The sequence below is a fragment of the Sphingobium sp. R-21 genome, from assembly GCF_049913335.1.
Lineage (GTDB): Bacteria > Pseudomonadota > Alphaproteobacteria > Sphingomonadales > Sphingomonadaceae > Sphingobium.
In genome coordinates this window covers 418,867-440,894 of record NZ_CP184374.1, presented here as the reverse complement: position 1 = coordinate 440,894, position 22,028 = coordinate 418,867, and the positions used below count along the sequence as shown (strand labels likewise).

Sequence of the window (22,028 nt, the reverse complement as noted above, 5' to 3'; positions counted from 1 at the left end):
ACCTGACGGGTTCCGCGCCGACCCTCATCGAACGCGGCACCCGATCCCTCGCACCCCAAGGAACAAGCCGGCGCCCGCCCACGGCGTCAGGCCTGAGCCTCCTGTCCCCGGCCCAACCTCCTCAACACCGGGGACAGGAGGCGCCCCATTGCGCCTCGATCTTCTTGCCGCTCCCTCCCATTTCGATCGACCCGGCATCTTTATCCGCGGGGTGATTTCGTTCGCCTCGAAAATGCTCTATCGGGCCGCGCATGACTGCGCATAAATCCGGCGATCCCACCACGCTCAACCGCCTCTACGGCCGCCAATCCGGGCACAAGCTCCGCAAGGGGCAGCAGGAACTGGTCGACACCCTGCTGCCGGCCCTTTCCGTGCCGGAGGAGGGGGAAGTCACCGCCGCTGGCCTGTTCGGCTATGATCGCCCGCTGCATTTCGAGATCGGCTTTGGCGGCGGCGAACATCTCGCCTATCGCGCGGACCTGCTGCCCGATCATGGCTTCATCGGCTGCGAACCCTTTCTGAACGGCGTCGTCACGGCGCTCGGCCATGTCCGCGACCAGGCGCTGGGCAATGTCCGCCTCCATATGGGCGACGCGCTATCGGTCCTCAGCCGGATACCGGACGGTGCGCTCAGCTTCGTCTATCTGCTCCATCCCGACCCCTGGCCAAAGGCCCGCCATGCCAAGCGCCGGATGATGAACCCCGGCCCCGTTGCGATGATCGCGCGAAAGCTCAAGCCCGGCGGCGAATTCCGCTTCGGCACGGATCACCCCGTCTATCTGCGCTGGGCGCTGATGGTGATGAACGGCCATCCCGATTTTGAATGGCTGGCCAGCACCCCCCGGGATTTTCAGAACCGCCCCGGCGGCTGGCCCGAAACCCGCTACGAAGCCAAGGCGCGCAGCCTTGGCCATGAAGTCTGGTATATGAAATTTCAACGTCGTTAATATAAGAACCCATCGGATAACTGCGATTTCCGGCTTAACCATGTGCAAATAAGGAAAATTCCTTCGGCATCTCGTGATTGTCCGATGATTACTTTTCGGCGATGGGTCATAAGGTTTTTTGCTTCTGCTATTTCGAAGCCTGCCAGTTTTGGCAAAAAAGCGATCCGGCCTGAGGAGGAACCAAGCAGCCAAGGACGGTTCCCCGCCGGTTTTCCTATAGTGTTAGCGGGAAGATTAAGACAGCGGATACACCTTACGAGAAAAGGCACATGACGAACGCGACTTCTGGTTAGCACGGATGCACAGGCCTAAACTTCTGAGGTCCGATATCCCAGCAGGGCTTGCGTGAAATCCGGATGCTGGCTGATGCATGGACACACACCTCACGCTTCGGCGCGGGCAGGTTCGCCATAAGTAGCCCGACTCTCGTTTGCATAACGGCGCGCCAGAAATGCACATACGATCAACTGGATCTGGTGGAAGACCATCAGGGGCAGGATAACCAGACCCACTTGCGCGGCCGGGAACAGCACGCCCGCCATGGGCACTCCCGATGCGAGGCTCTTCTTCGACCCGCAGAACTGCAGGACGACCAGATCTTCCCGGGCGAGACCAAGGACCTGGCCCATTGCCCGCGTGGCGAGGAGCACCAGCGCCAGCAACAGACAGCAGAGCAGAGCGACGACGAGCAACGCCATTGGGGAAACGCGGTGCCATAACCCCTCCCGCACCGCTGCGCCGAAGGAATTGTAGATGACAAGAAGGATCGAACCGCGATCGACATAGGAGAGGAGCGATTTGTGCCGAGCGACGAAGCTGCCGATCACAGGGCGCAGGAGATGCCCGGCGAAGAAGGGCACCAGCAAGTGCAGCACGATCGATTCGAGCGTCCCCAGGGAAATGCCGCCTTGCCCGGCCGCGCCTGACATCAGCAGCGCAACCAGCAACGGCGTCACGAAAATGCCGAGCAGATTGGAGAAGGATGCGCTGCAGACCGCCGCCGCCACATTGCCTCTCGCCACGGCCGTGAAGGCGATGGAGGACTGGACGGTCGAGGGCAGCAACGTCAGGAACAGCAAGCCGGCGGCCAGCGGCCCCAGGCCGAGCGGTACGGCGGTGAAGGCAAGGCCAAACAGGGGAAACAGCAGGAACGTCGTCGCCAGTGCGGCGATGTGGACTTTCCAGTTGCGCGCGCCTTCGCGGATGGCCTCCCGCGACAGCTTGGCCCCGTGCAGGAAGAACAGCAGCGCAATACCGGCGTCCGCAAACCCGTCCATGACCGGGACGAACGCTCCGTGCGCGGGCAGGAGCGACGCCAGCAGCACCGTACCCACCAGCGCGAGGACGAGCGGTTCAAATAAGCCGATTATACGCACGATCATCGATATGTCCTGTTGCAAAACATGATGGGGAAGCAGGTCACCAGGCCGCCACCGTGCCGTCGGAGCGCGGGTCCCCGGCGCCTTCGATCATCCCGTCGGGATGGCGAACGATTGCGCCGGCATGACCCATGACGGAATTGAGCGGTGCAACCGGTTCGATTTCATGCCCCGCCTTTGTCAGAGCCGCGACGAGGCCGGCATCAAAGCCGGCTTCCAGCTTCAGCGTCGTGCTCTCCTCGCCCCAGGTCCGGCCGAGAAGCCAGCGTGGTGCGCACAAGGCTTCCTGCAACGGCGCACCATAGCGGGCATAGCGAGTGAACAGCGCCGCTTGTGTTTGTGGCTGACCTTCGCCACCCATCGTCCCATAGGCCATGACGCGCCCGTCATCGAAGCGGGCAAGGGCCGGGTTCAATGTGTGAAAAGGCCTGCGGCCAGGTTTCAGCGCATTCCAGCCATCGGCTGCAAGACGGAAGGACGCGCCGCGGTTCTGCCAAGTGATGCCGCTGCCGGGCAGCACGATGCCTGAGCCGAATTCGAAATAGGTGGACTGGATGCAACTGACGACCTGCCCCCGCGCGTCCGCCGCCCCGAACCAGGTCGTGTCGCCCAGCGCCGAGGGGTGCGGCCACGGCAATGCGCGGGCCGGATCGATGCGCGCCGCCATGGTGTCAAGGGCGGCGCCATCGTCGAGCAACGCCTGGGCATCGACCGTCATGTAGGCCGGATCGCTGCAATGCGCATCGCGCCAGATAAAGGCCTGCTTGGTCGCTTCGATCAGCCCGTGAATGTGCGCAAATTCATCTGGGCCGCCAGCCTCGAGCCGGTCGAACAGGCCCAGGATCAGCAGCGAGGCGATGCCCTGCGTCGGCGGTGGCATGTTGTAGAGACGCGCACCGCCGATGGACAGACTAAGCGGAGCGACATGCGAAGCCGTGTGCCGGGCCAGATCGTCCTGCGTGACCGGACTGCCCAGCGCGGCAAGGTCGGCAGCGATGCTACACCCCAGCTCACCGCGGTAAAAGCTGCCGAGCCCGTCGCGCGCCAGTCTTGCCAGGGTTTCGCCGAGCGCAGGCTGTCGCAGCCGATCGCCCTCGCGGAGCGGCCTGCCTTCCGGCTCGAAGATGGCGGCGTAAGCGCCCGGCTGGTAGCGAAGTTCATCGCCCTTGGCTGCCGCAACATTCGCACCGCCTCGCGTTATCGCCACGCCATCGCCGGCGAGCGCAATGGCAGCGCGCAGCAAGCGGTCAAGCGGCAACATCCCGCTGTCCCCGGCCAGCGCTGCTTCCCAGCCCGAGACAGTGCCCGCCACCGTATTCGTGGCGAGCGGTCCGCGCCAAGGGATGACCGTATGCCCTGCGTAAAGCGTGAGGTCGGCCCCGGAAGCGGCTTTCCCGCAGGCATCGATCGCGCGCACCGTTCCGTCCGGCTCGGCGATCAGCCAGAAGCCGTCGCCGCCGATGCCGGTCATGTGCGGATAGACTACCGCCAGCGTCGCCGCGACCGCAACGCACGCTTCGACGGCCGTGCCGCCATCCTTGAGAATGTCGAGGCCAGCCTGACTCGCCAGGTGGTGCGGCGCGGTAACCATCCCGCGATAGGCACGTGGCGTGTGCAGCATCAGGAGGTCTGCCCCATCAGCGAGACATGCGCGGCCACGATGCGCCAACCCTCTGGCAAACGGACCCAACTCTGGCTTTGCCGGCCGATCGTCTCGCCGCCAAGGCGCTGGAACTCGACGTTGGCGACGGCGAAGTCGCGCCCGAACGTGGTGATCGCGATCCTGCGCACCGTGCGCGGCGGCGATCCTCCTTGGCGCTGCCGACGGAACGCCGCGATTTCGGCCTCGCCATAGAGATTCTCGCCCACGCCAAAGCGCACCACTTGCGGGGAGTGCCAGAACATGGCGTCGAGCGCCCCGATGTCGTTGCGGTCAAGCGCATCTTCGTAGCGCTCGACCAGCGCGGCGATCTCGGCATGAGTTTCAGGTTCGTCGATCATCATGGCGGCGCACTGGTCCTTTCCGGTAGCGCATCCGAGCTATCAGCGTCGCCACTGTGCAAAAAGCATCGTTATGCGTCTGTTGCGATGCTTCAAAGGCAGCAATAGAAACCTGGTCCGGCAAAGCGCGGAAATAGGTCGCTTGATCAAGCGACATCCCCTGCGTCCCCTTTTTAGCATCAATATTGAGCAAAAACGGTTCTTTTAAGTGCGCACAGACTGCGATTGTATGAGCAGCAGCAACACCGCGTGATCGGAGCAGGAGCATCGGCCTGGTGCGCCCGACAAACGTCTGGGGAGAGGTCCGGGAGGGGCCGTGCTCAACATCGCTGGCACAACCATGCCGGCTCTTCGGGGGACCATATCATGACGATCTTCAATACCGGACATATCAGAAACCGTTTCCGTACCGGCGCATCCCTGCTGCCGATGCTGTTGCTGCTTCCCGCTGCTGCGCATGCCGCGGATGCATCCGCAAATGCGGATGAAGCTTCCGACGCGGGTGCCGGCGAGATCGTCGTTACCGCTCAGCGGCGTGAGCAATCGACCATGGACGTCGGCATCAACGTGACGGCGATTTCCGAAGAACGCCTCAAGGTGGAGCGCGTCGAGCGCATCGGCGAGCTCAAGCAGCTGACGTCCAACGTCGAGGTCCGTGAAATCCGGCCCGGCGGCGGCCAGCCGGTGATCACCATCCGCGGCGTCGGCATGAACGACTTCACCGTTGCCAGCAACCCGTCGACCTCCGTCTATTTCGATGGCGTCTACAGCCCGAACATCGGCACGATCAGCCAGCAGTTCTTCGACGTTCAGAGCGTCGAGATCCTGAAGGGCCCGCAATCGACGCTTTATGGCCGCAATGCCACGGCGGGAGCCGTCACGGTTAGCTCAGCCCAGCCGACAGATACCTTGTCCGGCTATCTGACCGGCGGCCTCGGCAATTACCGCGCTTTCGAAGGCGAAGGAGCCATCAGTGGGCCGATCGGCAAGAGACTCACCGCGCGCATCTCGGTCAGAACGCGGCAAATGTACGACGGCTGGATCAACAACCTTTACCCCGGTGGCCATGATATTGGCCAGATCCACCAGGTGGCCGTACGCGCGCAGCTAAAGTGGGAAGCGACGGACAGCCTGACGCTGCGGGGCATCTTCGGGTATCAGCACGAGGACGACGAGCCGGGCGCCTTCACCGCCTTTGGCCGTCACGTCCCTGGCGGCGCGCCGGGAGCCACGACGCCTTTCTGTCCAGTATCGCTGGCCAACCAGATCGATTTCGGCAACACTTGCGCTTCGCTCTTCGGCGCGCTGCGCACCTCCACCGATGTCCATACGATCAGCGAGAACGATCCATGGACCGTGAAAGGCAAGGCCTATACCGGTACGCTGATTGCGACTTGGCGCGGCGATGGTTTTGCGGTCACTTCGACCACCGGCTATCTCCACTGGCAGGAAAATTACATCAAGTCCGACGCGCTGCCGATTACCGAGCAGACGGCAATTCTCGACCAGCGTACCTGGCAGTGGTCGCAGGACCTGCAGATCGCCTCGACCGGTACTCGCCCGTTGGAGTGGATGGGCGGTGTCTATCTTTCGACGGCGAACACCAATAACCCGACCTACACCATCGCTCCGATCCAGAACGGCAACTTCATCGGCACCAACAGCGCCGACACGCGTACGGCGCAAGCCTATGCTCAACTTGACTGGAACGTGACCCCTACGCTGCAACTCACCGCCGGGGCACGCTACATCCACGAATTCAACAGCAAGATCGGCGGCACCTGGAAGGACGTCAACAAGAACGGCGTCGTCGACGTCGGGGACGTCAACCAAGCCTTCATGGACGACTCTATAAAACAGGATGCCGTGTCCTGGAAGGTCGGCGTCAACTACAAGCCAAGCCGCGACACACTGATCTATGGTAGCATCACGCACGGCTTCAAGAGCGGCGGCTTCATAGCCCCTGCGGTCGCGACGAACTCCTCGCAGCTCCTGCCGTACAAGGGCGAACACCTCTATGCGTTCGAAATCGGCTGGAAACAGAACCTCTGGGACAATCTGGTCAGCCTCACTACCAGCCTGTTCTATTACAAGTACAACGACATGCAGACCAACCAGCAGCAGCTGGTCGGCAACCTCCTCGTCAACCGCTTCGCCAACCTGTCCGACGCCCATATCAAGGGCGTGGACTTCGAACTGGCGGTGCGACCGGTGCGCGGAATGGAGCTGCGCTTTGACGGTGGGCTTATCGATAGCTGGGTCGGAGCTTTCACCAGCGGCGGCGTGAATTTCCCGGCGGGCAACCGCTTCGCGAATGCGCCGACCTTCACCGGCTCGGCCTCAGCCCGCTATCGCTGGGCTGTCACCGATGATCTCGACATGTCGCTGAGCGGATCTGTCCACCGCCAGAGCAGCGTTTTCACCAATACGGAGAACACGCCGATCTACCGGATCGACAGCGACGCGACGCTCGTCAATGCCCAACTGCAGCTCATCATGCCGGAAACGGGCTGGACCGCGTCGCTCTGGGCGAAGAACCTGACCAACGACGAATATACAAACAGCACGTTCCAGAACGGCTCGGCGGTGAACACGGTCTACAACATGCCGCGCACTTACGGCCTGTCCTTCACCAAGAAGTTCTGAGGAAGATCATGCGCATCTACACGCCACCAAGGCCTGCCGCGGTAATCCCGGTGATCGACATTTCGGGGCCTCCGGCGGCGGTGGGGAAGGCGATAGGCAAGGTCTGCCGCGAGATCGGTTTTTTCTACATCGCCGGTCACGGCGTTCCAGAGGAATTGATCGCGCGGCAGTTCGCCGCGGCCAAGGCGGTGCTGGACACGCCGCTTGCCGAAAAACAAGCACTTCACATGAAGAACTCCCCCGCCGGTGCCGGCTTCGAGCCGATCGGCGCGCAGATACTCGACAGCCAGGAGGATGGCGGCGACTTAGCGCCCGTCGATCTCAAGGAAAGCTTCTACTGCACCACGAACCTTCCCGCCGAGAACGCGCGCACGCAGGCCCGGACATCCGGCCACAATCAATGGCCGGATCTCCCCGGATTCCGCGAGCAGACCCTGGTCTATGGCGATGCCTTGCAGCTTCTGGGCGACCGGGTTCTGCAACAGATCGCGCTCTCGCTCGAGCTACGGGCGGACTGGTTCGCGCCGTACTATGCCGGTGCCGAAGCCAAGCTCAGGATGCTGCGCTATCCGCCGCAAAAGGCCGATGCGGAGTTCAACCAGATCGGCGCTGGCGCGCATACCGACTGGGGCGGCATCACCCTGCTGGCGCAGGATTCGCTTGGTGGACTGGAGGTGTGCGACGTCAACGGGACGTGGGTCAGGGCCGATCCGATTCCCGGTACGTTCGTCGTCAACCTGGGGGACCTGATGATGCGCTGGACGAACGGACGCTATGCCTCGAACTTCCACCGGGTCCGGAACAATCACGGCGCAGCGGATCGCTATTCGCTCGCCTTTTTCTACAGCCCGCGCAGCGACGCCGTGATCGATCCGATCCCGTCCTGCATCAATGCCGACCGGCCTCGCCGCTTCGCCACCTGCACGGCGGGCGAGCATGTCCGCGAGATGTTCCGCCGCTCATACGGCTATTGACCGTCTTCGCAAAAGAAAGGACGCGCTGGTTCGCCATGCGGATCGGCGCGTTACATTTCGTTGGCAGGCAGCGCCGCGCATCAGGCTCGCCGGGCATAGAGGAATAGCGCCGCTGCGCTCAGCAGCAGGAAGGGACCGAAAGCGACCGCAACCGCTATTGTCGGCAGGTTCCAGGCGAGCAGCCAGCCCCCGGCCAGCGGGCCCAGACTGCCACCGATCAGGCGCGCGAGGCCGATCGTGAACCCCAGCGCGGTTGCCCGCATCTCCTGGGGATAGACCTGTACCGGCGCGGCAAGAGCGCCGCCGAAAGCGCCATTGATGCACAAACAGATGCAGCAGCAGCCAAGCACCAGACCCACGAAGCTGCTGGGAAGGCCCACCGCTGCGGTCAACACGATCGCGGTTACGGCAAAGATCGCGGCTAGAGCCCGCAATCCGTTGCGGTCCATAGCCCAACCGGTGAGGAGCGCTCCAGCAAGACTGAATGTTTGCGCGAGCGCGTTGGCAAGCGCGACCTTCTGCATATCGGGATCGTGCCGCAGCAGCAGGGAAGGCAGCCAGAAGTTGAAGAAGAAGGAAGTCGCGTAGATCGTCGTCATGACGAACAGGAGGACGAGGGTCGCACGCCGGTAAACAGGAGCGAACAGCGCTCCAACATTATGCGAAGGTCCCAGAGCTGCGGTCGCTTCATGGACGGGCTCGCGCACGAGTTTCAGGATCGGCAGCGCAAGCACCAGGGCGAACAGCCCGCCGACATACATCAGCGACTGCCAGCCGTGGTCCGGCACAAGTACCGCCGCCGCCAGACCCGAGGCGACTATGCCGATGGCAATGCTGGCGGACAGCAAGGCCGCCGTCGCCGCCCTCCGCGACGGGGTAACCGCGTCGCATGCCAGTGCGATGGCGCTCGGCACCGAGGCACCGAGCGCCAGGCTCGACAAAATGCGCACAGCCGCCAGTTCAGCCATATTGGCGACATGCGCGGTGATCAGCGTAGCAAGGCCAAAGACCACGAGGGCGACGATCAGGCAAGGCTTTCGGCCGAATCGATCGGCGATCACGCCAATGCCCATCGTGCCGATCGCCGAAGCGACGACACTGGCGGCGAACAAGTTGCCGATCATCGTTGGGCTGGAGCCCCATTCGCGTATGATGATCGGGGCCGCATAGCCCACGGAGTAGGTGTCGAAGCCTTCGGCCACCATCGCCAGCGCGCAGAGCGCCACGGCCGGTCTTGCCGAGGGGACACTTTCCCGCGCCTGCGACAAGTGAGGCGTGATCGTTTGAACACCTGCTGGACTCGTCATCACCACGCGCTCCCCTTAACTGGCAGACACACGCAGGATATGAAAACTTCTCTACAAGAAAAGCATCACTTTGCGTCGTGTGCGCTGCCTTTATGGCAGCAGTCTGACCGGGCTGTTTCTTGCAAAACTATCCGATACGCGCATCCGCAACGTCCCCGGCAAGTGCTGTCACGCGCTCGATCAGATGCTGGGCAAAGTGGCTGGCGATCGAGTCGAGCGGATCGTTTGAGCGCGAAATGAGCCTTAGGGTCTGCGGGTGGAGATTTTCATCATCCAGAGGTATGAAGGCGAGGCGCTGCGAAGCCAGTTCCGTCACGACGTCGAGCGGATTGAGAAGCGCGACCGCATCCGAAGCCGCAACGAAATTGCGCATCAGTTCAACAGAATTGGTCTCCAGCACCGGGGCAACCGCCTCGAAGCGGCTGAAAGCCACATCGATCACGGTGCGCAGACTCATGCCCGGCTCCGCGATTACGAGCCGATAGTCCAGAAGTTCGCTGAGGCGAAGCCGGTCGCGGCTCGCCAAAGGATGGCCGGCCGCGACGATCGCGCCCAGCGGCAGGTCCACCGCGAACAGGGTTTTGAGCCCCGGTCTCGGCGGTATGCTGTACGCTAGCCCAAGGGTCGCTTCGCCGTTCATGACCGCGTTGGCTATCCCCTCGGTCACCGCACTCGAAACTCGCACACGCACACGCGGATAGGAATCGACATAATCGCTGATGATCTGCGACATCGGCCCTGCCGACAGCCCGAGCGTGGTTGCGAGCGTGATGGCACCGCGCTTGAGCCCCTTCATGGCCTCGATCTGCTGCATCGTCTGCTCGTGGGCCCTCAGCGTTTCGCGCACATGCTGGATCAGGACTTCGCCGGCGGCAGTCAGGCGCATGCGGCGCGGCATACGCTCGAACAGCGGTTCGCCCAGTTCCTCTTCCAGCGCGATGATCTGGCGGTTGATCGCGGACGACGCGATGTGGAGCTGCGCCGCAGCCTTTCGGATCGTCCCCACGCGGGCAACGACATCCAGGTACCGCAGCATACGTCCGTGCAACAAGGTAGCGACTCCCTCTGTTGGCGAAAAAAGGCATCACCGCGGTCGCAAATCGATGCTTTTTTCAGTGCAAGGAAGCTTTACCGTGAGGCGGGCCCGGCAAGAAAGGATAATTTGCAATGCCGCCCCACTTTTACCCGGCCCGGCTCTGGCGCGACATGCCGTCATCCGCTTTTCAGGCCCTGCCCGCCAATACCATTGCGATCTTGCCGGTGGGCGCCATCGAGCAGCACGGACCCCACCTGCCGGTCTATGTCGATAGCTGCATCAACGAGGGCCTGCTCTCGCAGGCTCTGAGCGAAGCCCCGGCAGAACTGTCCGTCGTGGCCCTGCCGATCCAGTCAGTCGGCAAGAGCGATGAGCATCTCGCCTTCCCCGGCACGCTGAGTCTTCCGGCTTCGGTGCTGACGGATCTGCTCCTGGAACTGGGCCGATCCGTTCGTAGGGCAGGCATCCGACGGCTCGTCCTGCTCAATTCGCACGGCGGCCAGCCTCAGATCATGGACATCGTCGCACGAACGCTACGGGTTGAGTTAGGCATGTTCGTGGTCAATGCCGCGTGGTCGAAGATGGGCATGCCTCCGGGGCTCTTCTCGGCAGAGGAATGTGCCCATGGCATCCATGGCGGCGAGATCGAGACTTCGCTGATGCTGCACTTGCGCCCTGACCTTGTCGACATGGCGAAGGCGCGGAACTTCGTTTCCTTGAGCAAGACGATGCAGGCTGACTTCGACATCCTGACGCCGGAAGGCAAGGTCGGTTTCGGTTGGCAGATTCAGGACCTGAACCCCGAAGGTGCGTGTGGCAACGCCGCCGCCGCAGACGCTGAGCGCGGCAAGCTGGTCGCCGATCATGCTGCTGCGCGCTTCATTGCCCTTCTCCACGAGGTCGCGCGCTATCCGGTCGAGCGCATCGGCGCTCCGGCCGCTATTTCACAGGCCGCAACCGCATGAACCTCGCCGGTTTCCTCGACCAACTAGGCGATGTGCCGTGGAGCCAGGCGCCCGCCGATCTCAAGCGCAAGAGCAAGGACTATTTCTGGTTCAGCCCGGTGCTGTCCGCGCTGCTTCACGACTGCGAAGCTGACGTGATCGTCTCTCCCCGCTCCGTCGATGAGGTCATGACCGTCGCCGCGGCCAGCGCGCGCACTGGCGTTCCGCTGACGCCGCGCGGCGGCGGGACCGGCAATTACGGGCAGGCCGTTCCACTGAGACGCGGAGCGGTGATCGACATGACCGGCCTTGCCCGGTTGATCGAGGTTGCGGACGGTGTCGTCACGGTCGAGGCTGGCATGACGCTTCACGCGCTGGAGCAGGCGCTACGCGCGCGGGGTCATGAACTGCGCATGTTTCCCTCCACCTGGGAAACGGCGACCGTCGGCGGCTTCGTCTCGGGCGGGACCGGCGGCGTTGGTTCGGTCACCTGGGGCGGTCTGCGCGAACCCGGCAACCTGATCGGCGCCAGCCTCGTTACGGTAGAGGACACGCCCCGCCTGATCGATCTGACCGGCAGCCAATGCAACCTCATCAATCGCACCTTCGGGACGACCGGCCTGCTCGTCCGGCTGGCGTTGCCGGTGCAACCGGCCGTCGACTGGCATGACCTGCTCGTGACCTTCGAACAGTTCGAGGATGCAATCGCCTTTGGCCACGCGATGTGCAAGGCCCAAGGCGTGCAGAAGCGTCTGTGCTCGATCTCGGATGACCGCCAGGCGCGCTATTTCCGACCCTATGTTCCCTATATTCCCGAAGGCAACGCCATCGCCGCGCTGATGGTCGCGCCGGCGGGCCTTGTCGCGGGGCGCGAACTGGCGGCGGCGCACAATGGCCGCGTCACGTTGGAACGCGCTTCGGGAGGGGAAGAAGGCCCATCCCTCCCGATCTACGAACTCGGCTTCAATCACGCGACCCAGCACGTCCTACGGCGCGAGCGCGGCCACACCTATCTGCAGACTATCTTCCCCACGCCCGAAATACTCCACGGCCTACGCACGCGGCTGGGCGACGAAGTGATGTGGCATGTCGAGTTCATCGGCTTCGACGGCGGTCATGTGATGAACAGCCTGCCCGTCGTTCGCTACACCGGCGAAGAGAGGCTCGCCGAGCTGATCGCGATTTTCGAGGACGCGGGCGCGCCCGTCGCCAATCCTCATGTCTACACTGTCGAGGACGGTAGCCGTTACAAGCGACTGCCCGGAGACCAGCTCGGGTTCAAGCACGATGTCGATCCCCAAGGGCTTCTCAACCCCGGCAAGATGCGTACGTTCATGCCGTCAGAGACGCTATAGCCGTGCTCGACCGGACCATGCCGCACAAGACCATTGCGTCCTCCGGCGAAGGCGCTCTTCCCGGCCTCGTCCAGGCATCGATGCTGACTTCGGACGGAGTGCGGCTGGACGCCGACATCTGGATGCCGCTTGGCGAGGAAGATGCGCCGGTGCTCCTGATGCGGCAGGCCTACGGCCGGCGGCTCGGCTCGGCGCTATGCTACGCGCACCCCGCCTGGTACGCACGTCAGGGTTTCATCGTAGTTATCCAGGATGTGCGAGGACGCGGCACCTCCGAGGGCGAGTTTACCGCCTTTGTCCATGAGGCACGCGATGGCGCCGAGGCGATCGAATGGGCCGCTGCGCTGCCGCGTTCCAATGGGCGGGTCGGTCTTTATGGGTTTTCCTATCAGGGCACCAACCAGCTTCTCGCGGCTGGACTGCGTCCGCCCGCGCTGAGGGCCATGGCGCCCGCGATGATCGGTTGGGACCTGTTCGCCGACTGGGCGAGCGAGGACGGCGCGCTGCGCCTCGCGTCCAACATCAGCTGGGGTATCCAGATGGCGGCGGGTACCGCCGAGCATCGTGGCGAGATGGCGGCGTGGGAGGAGCTGTTCGCCGCATCGCGCGCGCTCCCGCTCAATGCCCCCGTCAACGCGCGGCCGCCGGTGCTCGAACGCCACCGCGCGCTCGGGCACTATCACGACTGGCTGGAACGCCCCGCCAGCGATCCCTACTGGTCCGCCGTCTCACCGAGCGCCGCGCTCGCGGAACTGCGCGCGGGTGGTGTTCCGGCGCTGTTCGTCGGCGGCTGGTTCGACACCCATCTGCCGGGCACGCTCGCGGGCTTCGATGCACTCGGCGGCGCGCTCATGATCGGCCCCTGGACGCATTTTCCGTGGGACCGCTCCGTGGCCGATCGCGATTTCGGGTCCGCCGCCGTCAGCCCCGTCGACCATGCCCAAGTCCGCTGGTTCCGGCGCTGGCTCATGGACGATGCCAACGTCGAACTCTCGCCGCCGATCTCGCTATTCGACATGGGTACCTGCGAATGGCGGACGGGCGACATCTGGCCGGAGGAGCGGACGACCTTCCATCTGGGTGGGGAAGGCATTGCCTCGGTTGACGGAACAAGCGCAACACTTGGGCCGGCTCCCGGAGAGACTTGCATTGAGTACCTTGTCCACGATCCCTGGCGGCCGGCACCGAGCGTGGGCGGCGCATTCGGCACACCGCCGGGACCTGTCTACCGCGCTAAGGTGGACAATCGTACCGACGTGCTCACCTTCACCACGGCTCCGCTTGAAGATTCGCTGGCGTTGTTCGGCGAAGTCGGCGCCGATCTTGCCGTGGCCTGCGACAGCCCGGCCTTTGATCTTGCCTGCGTTCTCTCGCGCATCGACGCGCGAGGAAGGGTGACCCAGATCGCCGAAGGCCATCGCTCCCTGCTCGCTCACCGGGCGGGGGATCGCATCGCCGTGTCGCTGCGCAAGACCTGCGCCACGCTGCGCCCCGGTGAGCGGCTTCGCCTCTCGATCGCCGCCGCCGCCTATCCGGCCTATCCGGTCAATCCCGGCACCGGACGCCGGCCGGCCGATGCTCCCCGGAGCGAGGCACGGCTCATCACGATCGGGATCATCACCGGCGGCGCGGACGGATCGCTGCTGCACCTTTCGATGGCTCAAGGGCAGACCACCCAACAGGAAAACCAGGACTATGTATGAGATGATGCTAGCCCGCTCGGTCCGCGATGTGGAAGCGCGGCGAATCGCCCCCGGCGATAGCAACTATTTCGCTCTCCTGTTCGATCCGCTGGCCGACGGGATCGAACCGGTCTGCGTCGTGGAGATATTTGCGGTCGGCGGACGGACCCCGCCCAACAGCCACGCGCATGCCCATGAATATTTCTACGTCATTTCGGGCGAGGGTGAGGCGCATTGCGGCGACACCGTCCGGCGCATCACGCCCGGTGACGCGCTGATGCTACGGCCGGGCGCCGAGCATGTCGTCGTCAACACCGGCGCGGCGAAGCTCTACACGCTTACCTTCATGGTGCCGAACGAGGGCTTCGCCGAATTGATCCGCGCCGGGGAGCCGGTAGAACTGGATGCCGAGGACCTCGTTACGCTGACCGGCCTCAAGGCCGCGTGATGGCCGTGATGCACCCGCTCGGCAGCGCCCCGCACAACCAGTGGCGCGTCAATGAAGCCGCCGTGGATTTCGTCCGCACGCCACGCGTCCCGCGACCCGTGGCGATCCCGGCAACGCCGCAGCATATCCGGCTCGACCTTGCCCGCACGGCGCTTGTCATCGTCGATATGCAGAATGACTTCTGTCACGCCGACGGCTGGCTTGCCTCGATCGGCGTTGACGTGTCGCCCGGACAAAGGCTGATCGCGCCGATACATGCGATGCTGGCAGAGGCCCGCAGCGCCAATATTCCCGTCGTCTGGGTCAACTGGGGCAACCGGCCAGACCTTCTGAACCTGGGCCCCTCGACCCTCCATGTCTACAATGCTTCGGGCACCGGCACAGGCCTCGGCAATCCGCTTGCCAATGGCGCACCGGTGTTGCAGGCCGGTAGCTGGGCCGCGGCGATCCTCGAGGAGTTTGGCGATACCGCCGGCGACATTCACGTCGCCAAGTTCAGCATGTCGGGCTTCTGGGAAACGCATCTCGACGCGATCCTGCGGAACCTTGGCGTTACGACGCTACTCTTCGCGGGGGTAAATCTCGACCAGTGCGTGCTATGCACGTTCCAGGACGCGAGTTTCCGGGGCTATGACTGCGTGCTGCTGGAGGATTGCAGCGCGACGACATCACCCGGCTTCTGCGCCGAAGCGACGCTCTACAACATCCGCCAATGCTTCGGCTTCGTCGCCGCGTCGCCCGATGTCATCGATGCGGTGAAGCAGGCATGAGCCTCCAGCCCGAACTCGCCGAACGCATCGCCGCAATGGCGCCGCTGGACGTACCGGACGCCTATGCCGAAAGCGTGGCGCAATGGCTCGATATTCTGGCCGATCATATATTAGCCTTTTCCGGGATTGAATTGCCTGACGCGGTCGATCCTGCGCCGATGTTTCGCGCATGAGCGGCCTCGCACGCCAGGCAGTGCTGCGCAGCCTCGCCGCGATCGCCGATCGGGACGCCGCGTTCAACTGCTTCACTTCCGTCCAGCCCGAACGGGCGCTGGCCGACGCCGACCGGGCCGACCGGACGGGCGCTCCGCTCGCCGGCCTGACCTTCGCCGTAAAGAACCTGTTCGACATTGCGGGTGAGGTGACGCTGGCCGGATCGATCATTCTCAAGGATGAACCGCCCGCAGCGCGTGACGCCTTTCTGGTGGAACGGCTGCGCAGCGCGGGCGCCGCGTTGCTCGGCACACTCAACATGGATGAGTTCGCCTACGGCTTTTCCACCGAGAATCATCATTACGGGCCGACGCGAAATCCGCACGATCCCGCGCGGATCGCCGGCGGATCATCGGGCGGTTCGGCAGCGGCGGTGGCGGCAGGACTGGTGGACGTCGCACTGGGATCGGACACCAACGGCTCGATCCGCATCCCGGCCTCGCTCTGCGGCGTTTATGGCTTGAAGCCTACTTTCGGGCGCCTTTCGCGGCGCGGCGCCTTTCCCTTCGTTGCCAGCCTCGATCACACCGGCCATTTCGCAGCGAGCCTCGACGGCCTTGCCCACGCCTTCGATGCGATGCAAGGCCATGACCCGGAAGATCCAGCCATGCTGGACATGCCGCCCGCCGCCTCGGTCGCGGCGCTGGCCGATAATGGCCGACCGCTGCGCGTGGCACGCCTCGGCGGCTGGTTCGCCTCGGTGATGACCACCGAGGTCGCCGAGGCGATGGACCGGATCGCGGCCGCAGCCGGAGCCGACCGCACTGTCGACCTGCGCGGCGCTGAAGCGGCGCGCTCAGCCGCCTTCACGATCTCCGCCGCCGAGGGTGGGCAATTGCACAGCGAGCGATTACGCACCCGCCCGCAGGATTTCGACCCGGCGACGCGCGACCGCCTTTTCGCAGGCGCGCTACTTCCAGCCGCGGCCGTCCTCCAGGCGCAGCGCGTGCGGACATGGTTCCGCGATCAGGCCGCCAAGCTGTTCGCCGAGCACGATCTTCTCCTCGCGCCCGCCACATTCACCACAGCGCCGGAGATCGGCCAGGCCTCGGTAACGGTCGATGGCAGAACAATCCCGGTGCGCGCCAATCTGGGCCTCTATACCCAGCCCATCAGCTTCATCGGTCTGCCCGTCCTCACCGCACCCGTGGCCGTGGCAGGCCTTCCCATCGGCGTGCAGATCATCGCGCCGCCATGGAAGGAGGAAGCCGCTTTCCACCTTGCCATACGACTGGAACGCATCGGGGAACTGATGGTCCGCCGCGCCGGAAGCGCCGGCAAACCGAGCGGATGAATGGCGCCGCTTCACCGCCAGTCTTGTGTCGTTCTGGGAAAAATCAGTGCTTACCCGGTGATTATTTTTACCATAACACGCTTCACAAATAGACCAGAATATCGACTATTATCAGACTTTTAATGAGTATTCGTACCGATGGTCCGGTATTTTCCGCGACCGGCGTCAGGCACGGCCGGCGCAGCCCGGCCGCGCCGATGTCACCGATCGGAACGCAACAGCCACCAGAGAATGGCGGTCATCAAGGACCAGCTTTCGCAGGTGGAACGATGGCGCAGACCACAGGAATGGGCCTGTCCCGCGTCGGGCGGCCGCCTGCGGAAGACAGGAAGGCTCAGGCGGCGGCGCGGGCGCATGGGGCGAGCTATAGGCCGGTCAAGCAACATGGCGCCGTTCCCTGGTCATGTCGTCATAGACCGCGAACAGCCGGTCGAAATGGTCGTCCATGGTCATGACCGACGAAGCCGACGCCAGCGCCGTCCGGCGCCGCGCCACAGCATCAGCCTGCGCGAAATCGACGATGGCCGCGGCCAGGCTGTCGGCCTGCCCGGCGCGATAGAGCAACCCTCCGCCACTGCGCGCCTGGTCGGACGCACCGCCCTCGTCGGGCACGATGACGGGCAGGCCGCTGGCGCGCGCTTCGGCCGCCACCATGCAGAATGTCTCCGCCTCGCAGCCATGGACCAGCGCGTCGGCGCTGGCGAGCAGTTCGGCAAGCGCCGGTCGCGCATGCATCGGCGCCAGCAACTGGATATGCGGATTATTGGCCGACGCCCGGCGCACCCGCGCCCTTTCCCGGCCGTCGCCGACCAGCACCAGGCCGACCGGCGTCGAAAAGCCCGCCGACGCCACCGCATCGATCACCATGGGCCAGCGCTTTTCCGGCGCATGACGGCCCACCCCCAGCAGCAGCGTCGCCTCCGGCCCAAGGCCGCAACGCTCCAGCAGGCGCGCGCGCAGTCCTTCATTGCGATGCGCCGGGCTGAAATAGCCCGGTTCGACGCCCATGGGCAGGGTCATCACCCGCCGCAGCCGGCCGGCCTCCAGCCGCTGGGACAGGCTGTCGCTGGCGCTGACCACCAGGTCGAACTGCTGGTCCAGCCGGCGCAGATGGCGCCAGAACCAGTCGAACCCGCGATCGATCGCCTCGCGGCTCAGCACCGATCCGAACCAGCGATAGGCATAGGCCGACAACGGATCGGCATGCATGATCAGCGCGCGCGGCGCATCGCCCCGCCAGCGCGCCACCATCGCCGCGCTGGACCAGGGGGAGGACGCCTCGACCAGATCGGGTTGCAACCGGTCCAGCATGGCGTGGAGCGAGGCTTCATCGTCGAAATAGGAATAGCGCCGGTCGAGCGGAAAGCGCCGCGCGGGCAGCATGACGATCCTGCCGCCCCCCGCTTCCACCACCTGGTCGCTGTCCGACGGAGCCAGGATGATGACCTCATGGCCGGCCATCGCCCCTGCGCGCAGCTTGCGTTCGACATAGGTCTTCACGCCGCCGCCGCTGGGCGCGTAGAAAGCGCAGACATCCACGATGCGCATGACCTATTCCTTGATCGGGCCGAAGGAGAAGAGTCCCCGGCGATAATTGACGATGATGACGATGTGGGCCGGGCCGCTGTCCACCGTCGCGCTCGCGGCGGCGGCAGACGGCTTGGACCAGCCCAGCTTGGGATTGCCGGCAAAACCGATGCCGTCGACCGAAATCGAGAAGCGGCGATTGGCGTCGCGATCGTGCAACAGGCTGAGCGCATAGGTGCCGGGGCCCGGCGCGCGGATGCAAAGCTGCACCGGCCCGGCGGCCGGCACCGCCTCCTCGACCCTGCGAAACGGCTTGCCCGCCGCCACCAGCACATTGTCGTCCGCCAGGAAATCCGTGTCGTTGGCGGGGTAGAGTTCCAGCTTCAGCCGACCCTTGCGATCCTTCAGGCCCTTGACCTCGACCAGGAAGGCCGGGCCATTCTCGCTCGCGCGGCACCGGCCCTCCGCCTTGCCCAAATCCGGGCTGGACGGGATGGCCGCGGCGAGCATCAGCATCGCGATCACTGCGCCCGTCCCTCTTTCATGAGGCCGGTCACGCCCAGCGCCATGCCGACCAGCAGGTGCGCCGCCAGGATGAGCGACGCCATCAGCGCCATGGCCGACACGATCTCATTGTCGCGTCCGATCAGGAAGGCGGCCATGCCGGCGAACACCACATCCTTGTTGGGCAGGAAGGGCAGGCGCGACACAAGCTGGCGCAGCGTGCCCAGCAGGATCCACCAGCTCAGCGGAATGTCCGGCAGCAACATGTGCCACATCATCGCCGCCAGCACCGTGGTCGCGATGATGCGCAGCAAATGGATGCCCGCCACCACCCACAATTCAGCGCGCGGCAGGGTGAAGAGCCGCTTGCGCAGCAGCATCGCCACCAGCGACGTCGCCAGCACGAACAGGATCGACCCGCCGACTTCCCAACTGTTGAGCCGCGCATCCACCGCACCCAGCAGCGGCACGGCAAAGGCGACCATGACCAGCGTGACGCCATTGCCGACCAGCGCGGACAGGATGGTCACGTCCTTGATCGCGCCAAAGGGCGCGGTGGTGATCTTCGCGCTGCGCCGCGCCCAGGCGTAGAAATAGACCTCGCCCAGATAACCCAGCAGGATCTCATTGCTCACCAGCTTGCGCAGCAACGCGGCGAAACCTTCGGCCGGGATCGCCCAGAGGCGGCGGAAAATCACCCATTCCGACAGCGGACCGGCCAGGTAATAAAGCGCAAAGGCCGCCCAGAAGGCGATGCTGCCCGGCACCATCGCCCACAGGCTGGCGGGATCCAGCCCGTGAAACTGGTGGAGCGCCACGACCAGGATCAGCACCGACACCAGCGGCCCGGCCCAGCGGGTCCAGTTGCGGCCCGACTGTATCAGCGGCTTGGGGTCCAGCATTGCCTGGTCGATCGGCACGGCGGAGGGAGGAAGAAGGCCGGTAGTGCTGTTGCCGGTCATAGGGGGCTCGTCATTGTGGACGGGATGGAGTGACGTCGCGCGCCGCGGCGAACCTCAGTCGGCCGCGCGGAAATTCCGGCGAAACAGTCGAGATAGGCGGCCGATGCCGCTTCCAGCGTGAACCGCCGCGCCTGCGCCAGGCTGGCGGCGGCGTCCTGCGGCATGGGCGCTTGCGCAAGGGCGGCGGAAAAGGCGGCAAGGTCGCCCGGCGGCACAAGCTGGCCCAGCTCCCCGTCCTCCAGCAGCGATCGCATCGCCGCGCTGCATTCGGTCGCGATCACCGGCAGGCCCACGGCCAGCGCCTCCAGCAGCACGGCAGGCACGCCTTCATAGTCGGACGACAGCAGGAACGCGGCCGCCCCGCCGGTCTGCAGCGCGGGGTCGGCGACATGGCCCATGAACATCACCCTGTCGGCAATGCCCAGCCGCCGGGCGCAGGCGGCAAGCCTGCCCCGCTCCGGCCCTTCGCCAAAGATCTGCAACTGGTCCTCGGCCCCTGCCGCCCGTGCAAAGGTGGCCAGCATCAGCGGGAAATTCTTCTGCCGCGCCAGACGGCCGATGGCGACGAAGCGGCGACCGCTACCCTCGCCTGCCCTGCGGACGGCGCGCAAACGCTCGATCTGGTCGATCGACAGGGCCGGATCGGGAATGACGCTGATCGCACCGGCACCCGGACGGACAAGCGCTGTGATCTCCCGCTCCAGCCCCGGCGCCATGGCAATGAAATGATCGATGAACCGGCCCTGGATGCGCAGCCACAACCGATAGGCGATGCGCGCGGGCCAGATCATGTCGCGCCTTTCCAGGTCGTTGCTGATCTTCGCCAGCACCGGCGGACAGGCGCACCCCAGCAACAGCTTCATCGCCACGGCGACCACGGCATAGCTGTTGCCCGCGCAGAACAGGACATCGGGCTTCGTCCGACGGATGAACCCCGGCAGGGTCATGATCATCCACAGCGTCTCGAAAGCCGCGACGGAAAATCCGGGACCGCGCGGCACATGGGGGTCCAGTCCCTCGCCGGTCTCGCCCCGCATCGCGCCCTCGCCGCGCCCCAGGAACAGCGGCGCATCGACGCCCTGCTCCCGCCAGCGGCGCACCAGCCTCAGCGCGACCCGTTCGACCCCGCCGGGCTCGAAACTGTGGAGGAAAGTCAGGATCCGCATCTCATCCCGCCAGCAGGTCGCCGTAACGGGCGGGCCGGTGCGTGCGTGCCAGCCGCCGCACCACCCGGTCGATGCTCTCCAGCAGGGCCGGCACATGGGCATCGTTCGGATGCACCGCCACCCGCGCGACCGGCGCATGGCGCAGGACCGGCGGCAACAGGCGCGCCGCCAACAGCGACGATGCGATCCGCCCCCGGCTGCGGCTGGCCCAGGTGATGACCGGCCCGCGTGCCAATATCCTGCCCGACGGCGGATGCCACACCCTCATATGGTCCTCCGCCAGCGCAAATCCGCTCTGGCCCAGCGCCTCGCGCGCGGGTGCGCCATATAGCCAGGCCGGCGCCACGAAGCCCGCGACAGCTACGCCTGTGACCTGTTCGATCAGGTCCCGGCCCTCGGCCATGCGCCGCGCCGCCGTCACCCTGTCCAACCCCAGGAACTCGCCCTCACCGGCGGTCATGTGCCTTGCCTTGAATCGCGCGATCGCATCGTCATGGGTCGCCATGTCCTTGTGGAACCAGCCATGGGCGAACATGCTGACCCCCGCCTCCGCCCAGCGGCGCAGCCGCGTCGCAAAGGGCGATCCGGGCAGCAGCGGATGCGCGCCCCAATGATTGGGCACCACCAGCATCGCCAGCGTGTCCGGCGCGGCGTGAAGCGACAGCCGGTCCAGCAACCGGTCGACTTCACCCTCGAATCGCGGGCCGACATCATGAATGGATAGAAGAAGCCGTTTCATGACAGGTTCACGCCCCCCGAACACCTGCGCCGATCGAACGCCCTATGATGCCGGGTGATGACTTCACTGTGACAATTGTCGCCATATCTGCCTTTCGGTCTTGTCTCGATGACGCCACCGCCACGGGACACCGC

Annotated in this window: 21 protein-coding genes; 10 read left to right on the top strand and 11 right to left on the bottom strand. The window is 64.9% G+C overall.

The window, feature by feature from the left end:
- The first annotated feature begins 251 nt into the window (after positions 1–251).
- Entirely contained in the window at positions 252–947 is a 696-nt protein-coding gene (gene trmB / locus ACN9MX_RS02005; protein WP_363735301.1) for a tRNA (guanosine(46)-N7)-methyltransferase TrmB, read from the top strand.
- A gap of 383 nt (positions 948–1,330) precedes the next feature.
- On the opposite strand, the gene ACN9MX_RS02000 is transcribed toward trmB, so the two are convergent.
- Genes ACN9MX_RS02000 through ACN9MX_RS01985 form a run of 4 tightly spaced genes read right to left on the bottom strand, consistent with a single transcriptional unit; the run spans position 1,331 to position 4,484 of the window.
- Complete coding sequence (locus tag ACN9MX_RS02000) at positions 1,331–2,329, bottom strand: bile acid:sodium symporter family protein (protein ID WP_363824999.1); 999 nt, start codon at positions 2,327–2,329, stop codon at positions 1,331–1,333.
- Positions 2,330–2,366: 37 nt separating this feature from the next.
- Positions 2,367–3,947 carry a gamma-glutamyltransferase family protein gene (locus tag ACN9MX_RS01995; protein WP_363824996.1) on the bottom strand — a complete coding sequence of 527 codons (1,581 nt, stop codon included), beginning with the start codon at positions 3,945–3,947 and terminating at the stop codon, positions 2,367–2,369.
- A complete protein-coding gene (gene hpxZ, locus ACN9MX_RS01990; RefSeq protein ID WP_363735305.1) occupies positions 3,947–4,330 on the bottom strand; it encodes an oxalurate catabolism protein HpxZ in 384 nt (127 codons plus the stop codon). Before hpxZ ends, ACN9MX_RS01995 begins: the two co-directional genes overlap by 1 nt.
- Positions 4,311–4,484 (bottom strand): hypothetical protein, encoded by a 174-nt coding sequence (locus ACN9MX_RS01985; protein ID WP_363824993.1) that lies wholly within the window; start codon positions 4,482–4,484, stop codon positions 4,311–4,313. Before ACN9MX_RS01985 ends, hpxZ begins: the two co-directional genes overlap by 20 nt.
- Positions 4,485–4,693: 209 nt before the next feature.
- Here ACN9MX_RS01985 and ACN9MX_RS01980 point away from each other — a divergent pair, with 209 nt between their 5' ends.
- Positions 4,694–6,973, top strand: coding sequence for a TonB-dependent receptor (locus tag ACN9MX_RS01980; RefSeq protein ID WP_363824990.1), 2,280 nt, complete (start codon positions 4,694–4,696; stop codon positions 6,971–6,973).
- A gap of 8 nt (positions 6,974–6,981) precedes the next feature.
- Positions 6,982–7,947 carry an isopenicillin N synthase family dioxygenase gene (locus ACN9MX_RS01975; protein ID WP_363735307.1) on the top strand — a complete coding sequence of 322 codons (966 nt, stop codon included), beginning with the start codon at positions 6,982–6,984 and terminating at the stop codon, positions 7,945–7,947.
- Positions 7,948–8,027: 80 nt separating this feature from the next.
- On the opposite strand, the gene ACN9MX_RS01970 is transcribed toward ACN9MX_RS01975, so the two are convergent.
- Positions 8,028–9,254, bottom strand: coding sequence for an MFS transporter (locus ACN9MX_RS01970; protein ID WP_363824988.1), 1,227 nt, complete (start codon positions 9,252–9,254; stop codon positions 8,028–8,030).
- A 127-nt stretch (positions 9,255–9,381) separates the two neighbouring features.
- Complete coding sequence (locus ACN9MX_RS01965; RefSeq protein ID WP_363824986.1) at positions 9,382–10,290, bottom strand: LysR family transcriptional regulator; 909 nt, start codon at positions 10,288–10,290, stop codon at positions 9,382–9,384.
- A gap of 131 nt (positions 10,291–10,421) precedes the next feature.
- Between ACN9MX_RS01965 and ACN9MX_RS01960 the strand changes: the two genes are divergently transcribed.
- Genes ACN9MX_RS01960 through ACN9MX_RS01930 form a run of 7 tightly spaced genes read left to right on the top strand, consistent with a single transcriptional unit; the run spans position 10,422 to position 16,996 of the window.
- The gene (locus ACN9MX_RS01960; protein ID WP_363824983.1) at positions 10,422–11,255 is read left to right on the top strand and encodes a creatininase family protein; all 834 of its coding nucleotides are present in this window, start codon (positions 10,422–10,424) and stop codon (positions 11,253–11,255) included.
- A complete protein-coding gene (locus tag ACN9MX_RS01955) occupies positions 11,252–12,589 on the top strand; it encodes an FAD-binding oxidoreductase (RefSeq protein WP_363824980.1) in 1,338 nt (445 codons plus the stop codon). The genes ACN9MX_RS01960 and ACN9MX_RS01955 overlap by 4 nt, the downstream gene beginning before the upstream one ends.
- A 2-nt stretch (positions 12,590–12,591) precedes the next feature.
- Positions 12,592–14,292 (top strand): CocE/NonD family hydrolase, encoded by a 1,701-nt coding sequence (locus tag ACN9MX_RS01950; RefSeq protein ID WP_363824978.1) that lies wholly within the window; start codon positions 12,592–12,594, stop codon positions 14,290–14,292.
- On the top strand, positions 14,285–14,719 hold the full coding sequence (locus ACN9MX_RS01945; RefSeq protein WP_363824976.1) for a cupin domain-containing protein: 435 nt from the start codon (positions 14,285–14,287) through the stop codon (positions 14,717–14,719). Before ACN9MX_RS01950 ends, ACN9MX_RS01945 begins: the two co-directional genes overlap by 8 nt.
- Entirely contained in the window at positions 14,719–15,489 is a 771-nt protein-coding gene (locus ACN9MX_RS01940; protein WP_363824974.1) for a cysteine hydrolase family protein, read from the top strand. The genes ACN9MX_RS01945 and ACN9MX_RS01940 overlap by 1 nt, the downstream gene beginning before the upstream one ends.
- Complete coding sequence (locus ACN9MX_RS01935) at positions 15,486–15,662, top strand: hypothetical protein (RefSeq protein ID WP_363824971.1); 177 nt, start codon at positions 15,486–15,488, stop codon at positions 15,660–15,662. The genes ACN9MX_RS01940 and ACN9MX_RS01935 overlap by 4 nt, the downstream gene beginning before the upstream one ends.
- Positions 15,659–16,996 carry an AtzE family amidohydrolase gene (locus ACN9MX_RS01930; RefSeq protein ID WP_363824968.1) on the top strand — a complete coding sequence of 446 codons (1,338 nt, stop codon included), beginning with the start codon at positions 15,659–15,661 and terminating at the stop codon, positions 16,994–16,996. Before ACN9MX_RS01935 ends, ACN9MX_RS01930 begins: the two co-directional genes overlap by 4 nt.
- Positions 16,997–17,371: 375 nt before the next feature.
- Here ACN9MX_RS01930 and ACN9MX_RS01925 read toward each other — a convergent pair whose 3' ends face one another.
- From ACN9MX_RS01925 to ACN9MX_RS01905, 5 genes are read right to left on the bottom strand one after another with little or no spacing between them, the layout of a single operon-like run.
- Positions 17,372–18,544: a glycosyltransferase gene (locus tag ACN9MX_RS01925; RefSeq protein ID WP_363753818.1), complete on the bottom strand. Its 1,173-nt coding sequence runs from the start codon at positions 18,542–18,544 to the stop codon at positions 17,372–17,374.
- Between the two features lie 3 nt (positions 18,545–18,547).
- Positions 18,548–19,039, bottom strand: a complete 492-nt coding sequence (locus ACN9MX_RS01920; protein ID WP_363826563.1) for a DUF2141 domain-containing protein — start codon at positions 19,037–19,039, stop codon at positions 18,548–18,550.
- Between the two features lie 5 nt (positions 19,040–19,044).
- A complete protein-coding gene (locus ACN9MX_RS01915; RefSeq protein WP_363735317.1) occupies positions 19,045–19,989 on the bottom strand; it encodes a hypothetical protein in 945 nt (314 codons plus the stop codon).
- Positions 19,986–21,155, bottom strand: a complete 1,170-nt coding sequence (locus ACN9MX_RS01910) for a glycosyltransferase (protein WP_363824966.1) — start codon at positions 21,153–21,155, stop codon at positions 19,986–19,988. The genes ACN9MX_RS01915 and ACN9MX_RS01910 overlap by 4 nt, the downstream gene beginning before the upstream one ends.
- Position 21,156: 1 nt before the next feature.
- Positions 21,157–21,894, bottom strand: a complete 738-nt coding sequence (locus ACN9MX_RS01905; RefSeq protein ID WP_363824963.1) for a polysaccharide deacetylase family protein — start codon at positions 21,892–21,894, stop codon at positions 21,157–21,159.
- Between the last annotated feature and the right edge of the window lie 134 nt (positions 21,895–22,028).

Coding starts and splice junctions, on each gene's coding strand:
- trmB (WP_363735301.1), top strand. CDS start 252: ATGACTGCGCATAAATCCGGCGATCCCACCACGCTCAACCGCCTCTAC.
- ACN9MX_RS02000 (WP_363824999.1), bottom strand. CDS start 2,329: ATGATCGTGCGTATAATCGGCTTATTTGAACCGCTCGTCCTCGCGCTG.
- ACN9MX_RS01995 (WP_363824996.1), bottom strand. CDS start 3,947: ATGCTGCACACGCCACGTGCCTATCGCGGGATGGTTACCGCGCCGCAC.
- hpxZ (WP_363735305.1), bottom strand. CDS start 4,330: ATGATGATCGACGAACCTGAAACTCATGCCGAGATCGCCGCGCTGGTC.
- ACN9MX_RS01985 (WP_363824993.1), bottom strand. CDS start 4,484: ATGTCGCTTGATCAAGCGACCTATTTCCGCGCTTTGCCGGACCAGGTT.
- ACN9MX_RS01980 (WP_363824990.1), top strand. CDS start 4,694: ATGACGATCTTCAATACCGGACATATCAGAAACCGTTTCCGTACCGGC.
- ACN9MX_RS01975 (WP_363735307.1), top strand. CDS start 6,982: ATGCGCATCTACACGCCACCAAGGCCTGCCGCGGTAATCCCGGTGATC.
- ACN9MX_RS01970 (WP_363824988.1), bottom strand. CDS start 9,254: ATGACGAGTCCAGCAGGTGTTCAAACGATCACGCCTCACTTGTCGCAG.
- ACN9MX_RS01965 (WP_363824986.1), bottom strand. CDS start 10,290: ATGCTGCGGTACCTGGATGTCGTTGCCCGCGTGGGGACGATCCGAAAG.
- ACN9MX_RS01960 (WP_363824983.1), top strand. CDS start 10,422: ATGCCGCCCCACTTTTACCCGGCCCGGCTCTGGCGCGACATGCCGTCA.
- ACN9MX_RS01955 (WP_363824980.1), top strand. CDS start 11,252: ATGAACCTCGCCGGTTTCCTCGACCAACTAGGCGATGTGCCGTGGAGC.
- ACN9MX_RS01945 (WP_363824976.1), top strand. CDS start 14,285: ATGTATGAGATGATGCTAGCCCGCTCGGTCCGCGATGTGGAAGCGCGG.
- ACN9MX_RS01940 (WP_363824974.1), top strand. CDS start 14,719: ATGGCCGTGATGCACCCGCTCGGCAGCGCCCCGCACAACCAGTGGCGC.
- ACN9MX_RS01935 (WP_363824971.1), top strand. CDS start 15,486: ATGAGCCTCCAGCCCGAACTCGCCGAACGCATCGCCGCAATGGCGCCG.
- ACN9MX_RS01930 (WP_363824968.1), top strand. CDS start 15,659: ATGAGCGGCCTCGCACGCCAGGCAGTGCTGCGCAGCCTCGCCGCGATC.
- ACN9MX_RS01925 (WP_363753818.1), bottom strand. CDS start 18,544: ATGCGCATCGTGGATGTCTGCGCTTTCTACGCGCCCAGCGGCGGCGGC.
- ACN9MX_RS01920 (WP_363826563.1), bottom strand. CDS start 19,039: ATGCTGATGCTCGCCGCGGCCATCCCGTCCAGCCCGGATTTGGGCAAG.
- ACN9MX_RS01915 (WP_363735317.1), bottom strand. CDS start 19,989: ATGACCGGCAACAGCACTACCGGCCTTCTTCCTCCCTCCGCCGTGCCG.
- ACN9MX_RS01910 (WP_363824966.1), bottom strand. CDS start 21,155: ATGCGGATCCTGACTTTCCTCCACAGTTTCGAGCCCGGCGGGGTCGAA.
- ACN9MX_RS01905 (WP_363824963.1), bottom strand. CDS start 21,894: ATGAAACGGCTTCTTCTATCCATTCATGATGTCGGCCCGCGATTCGAG.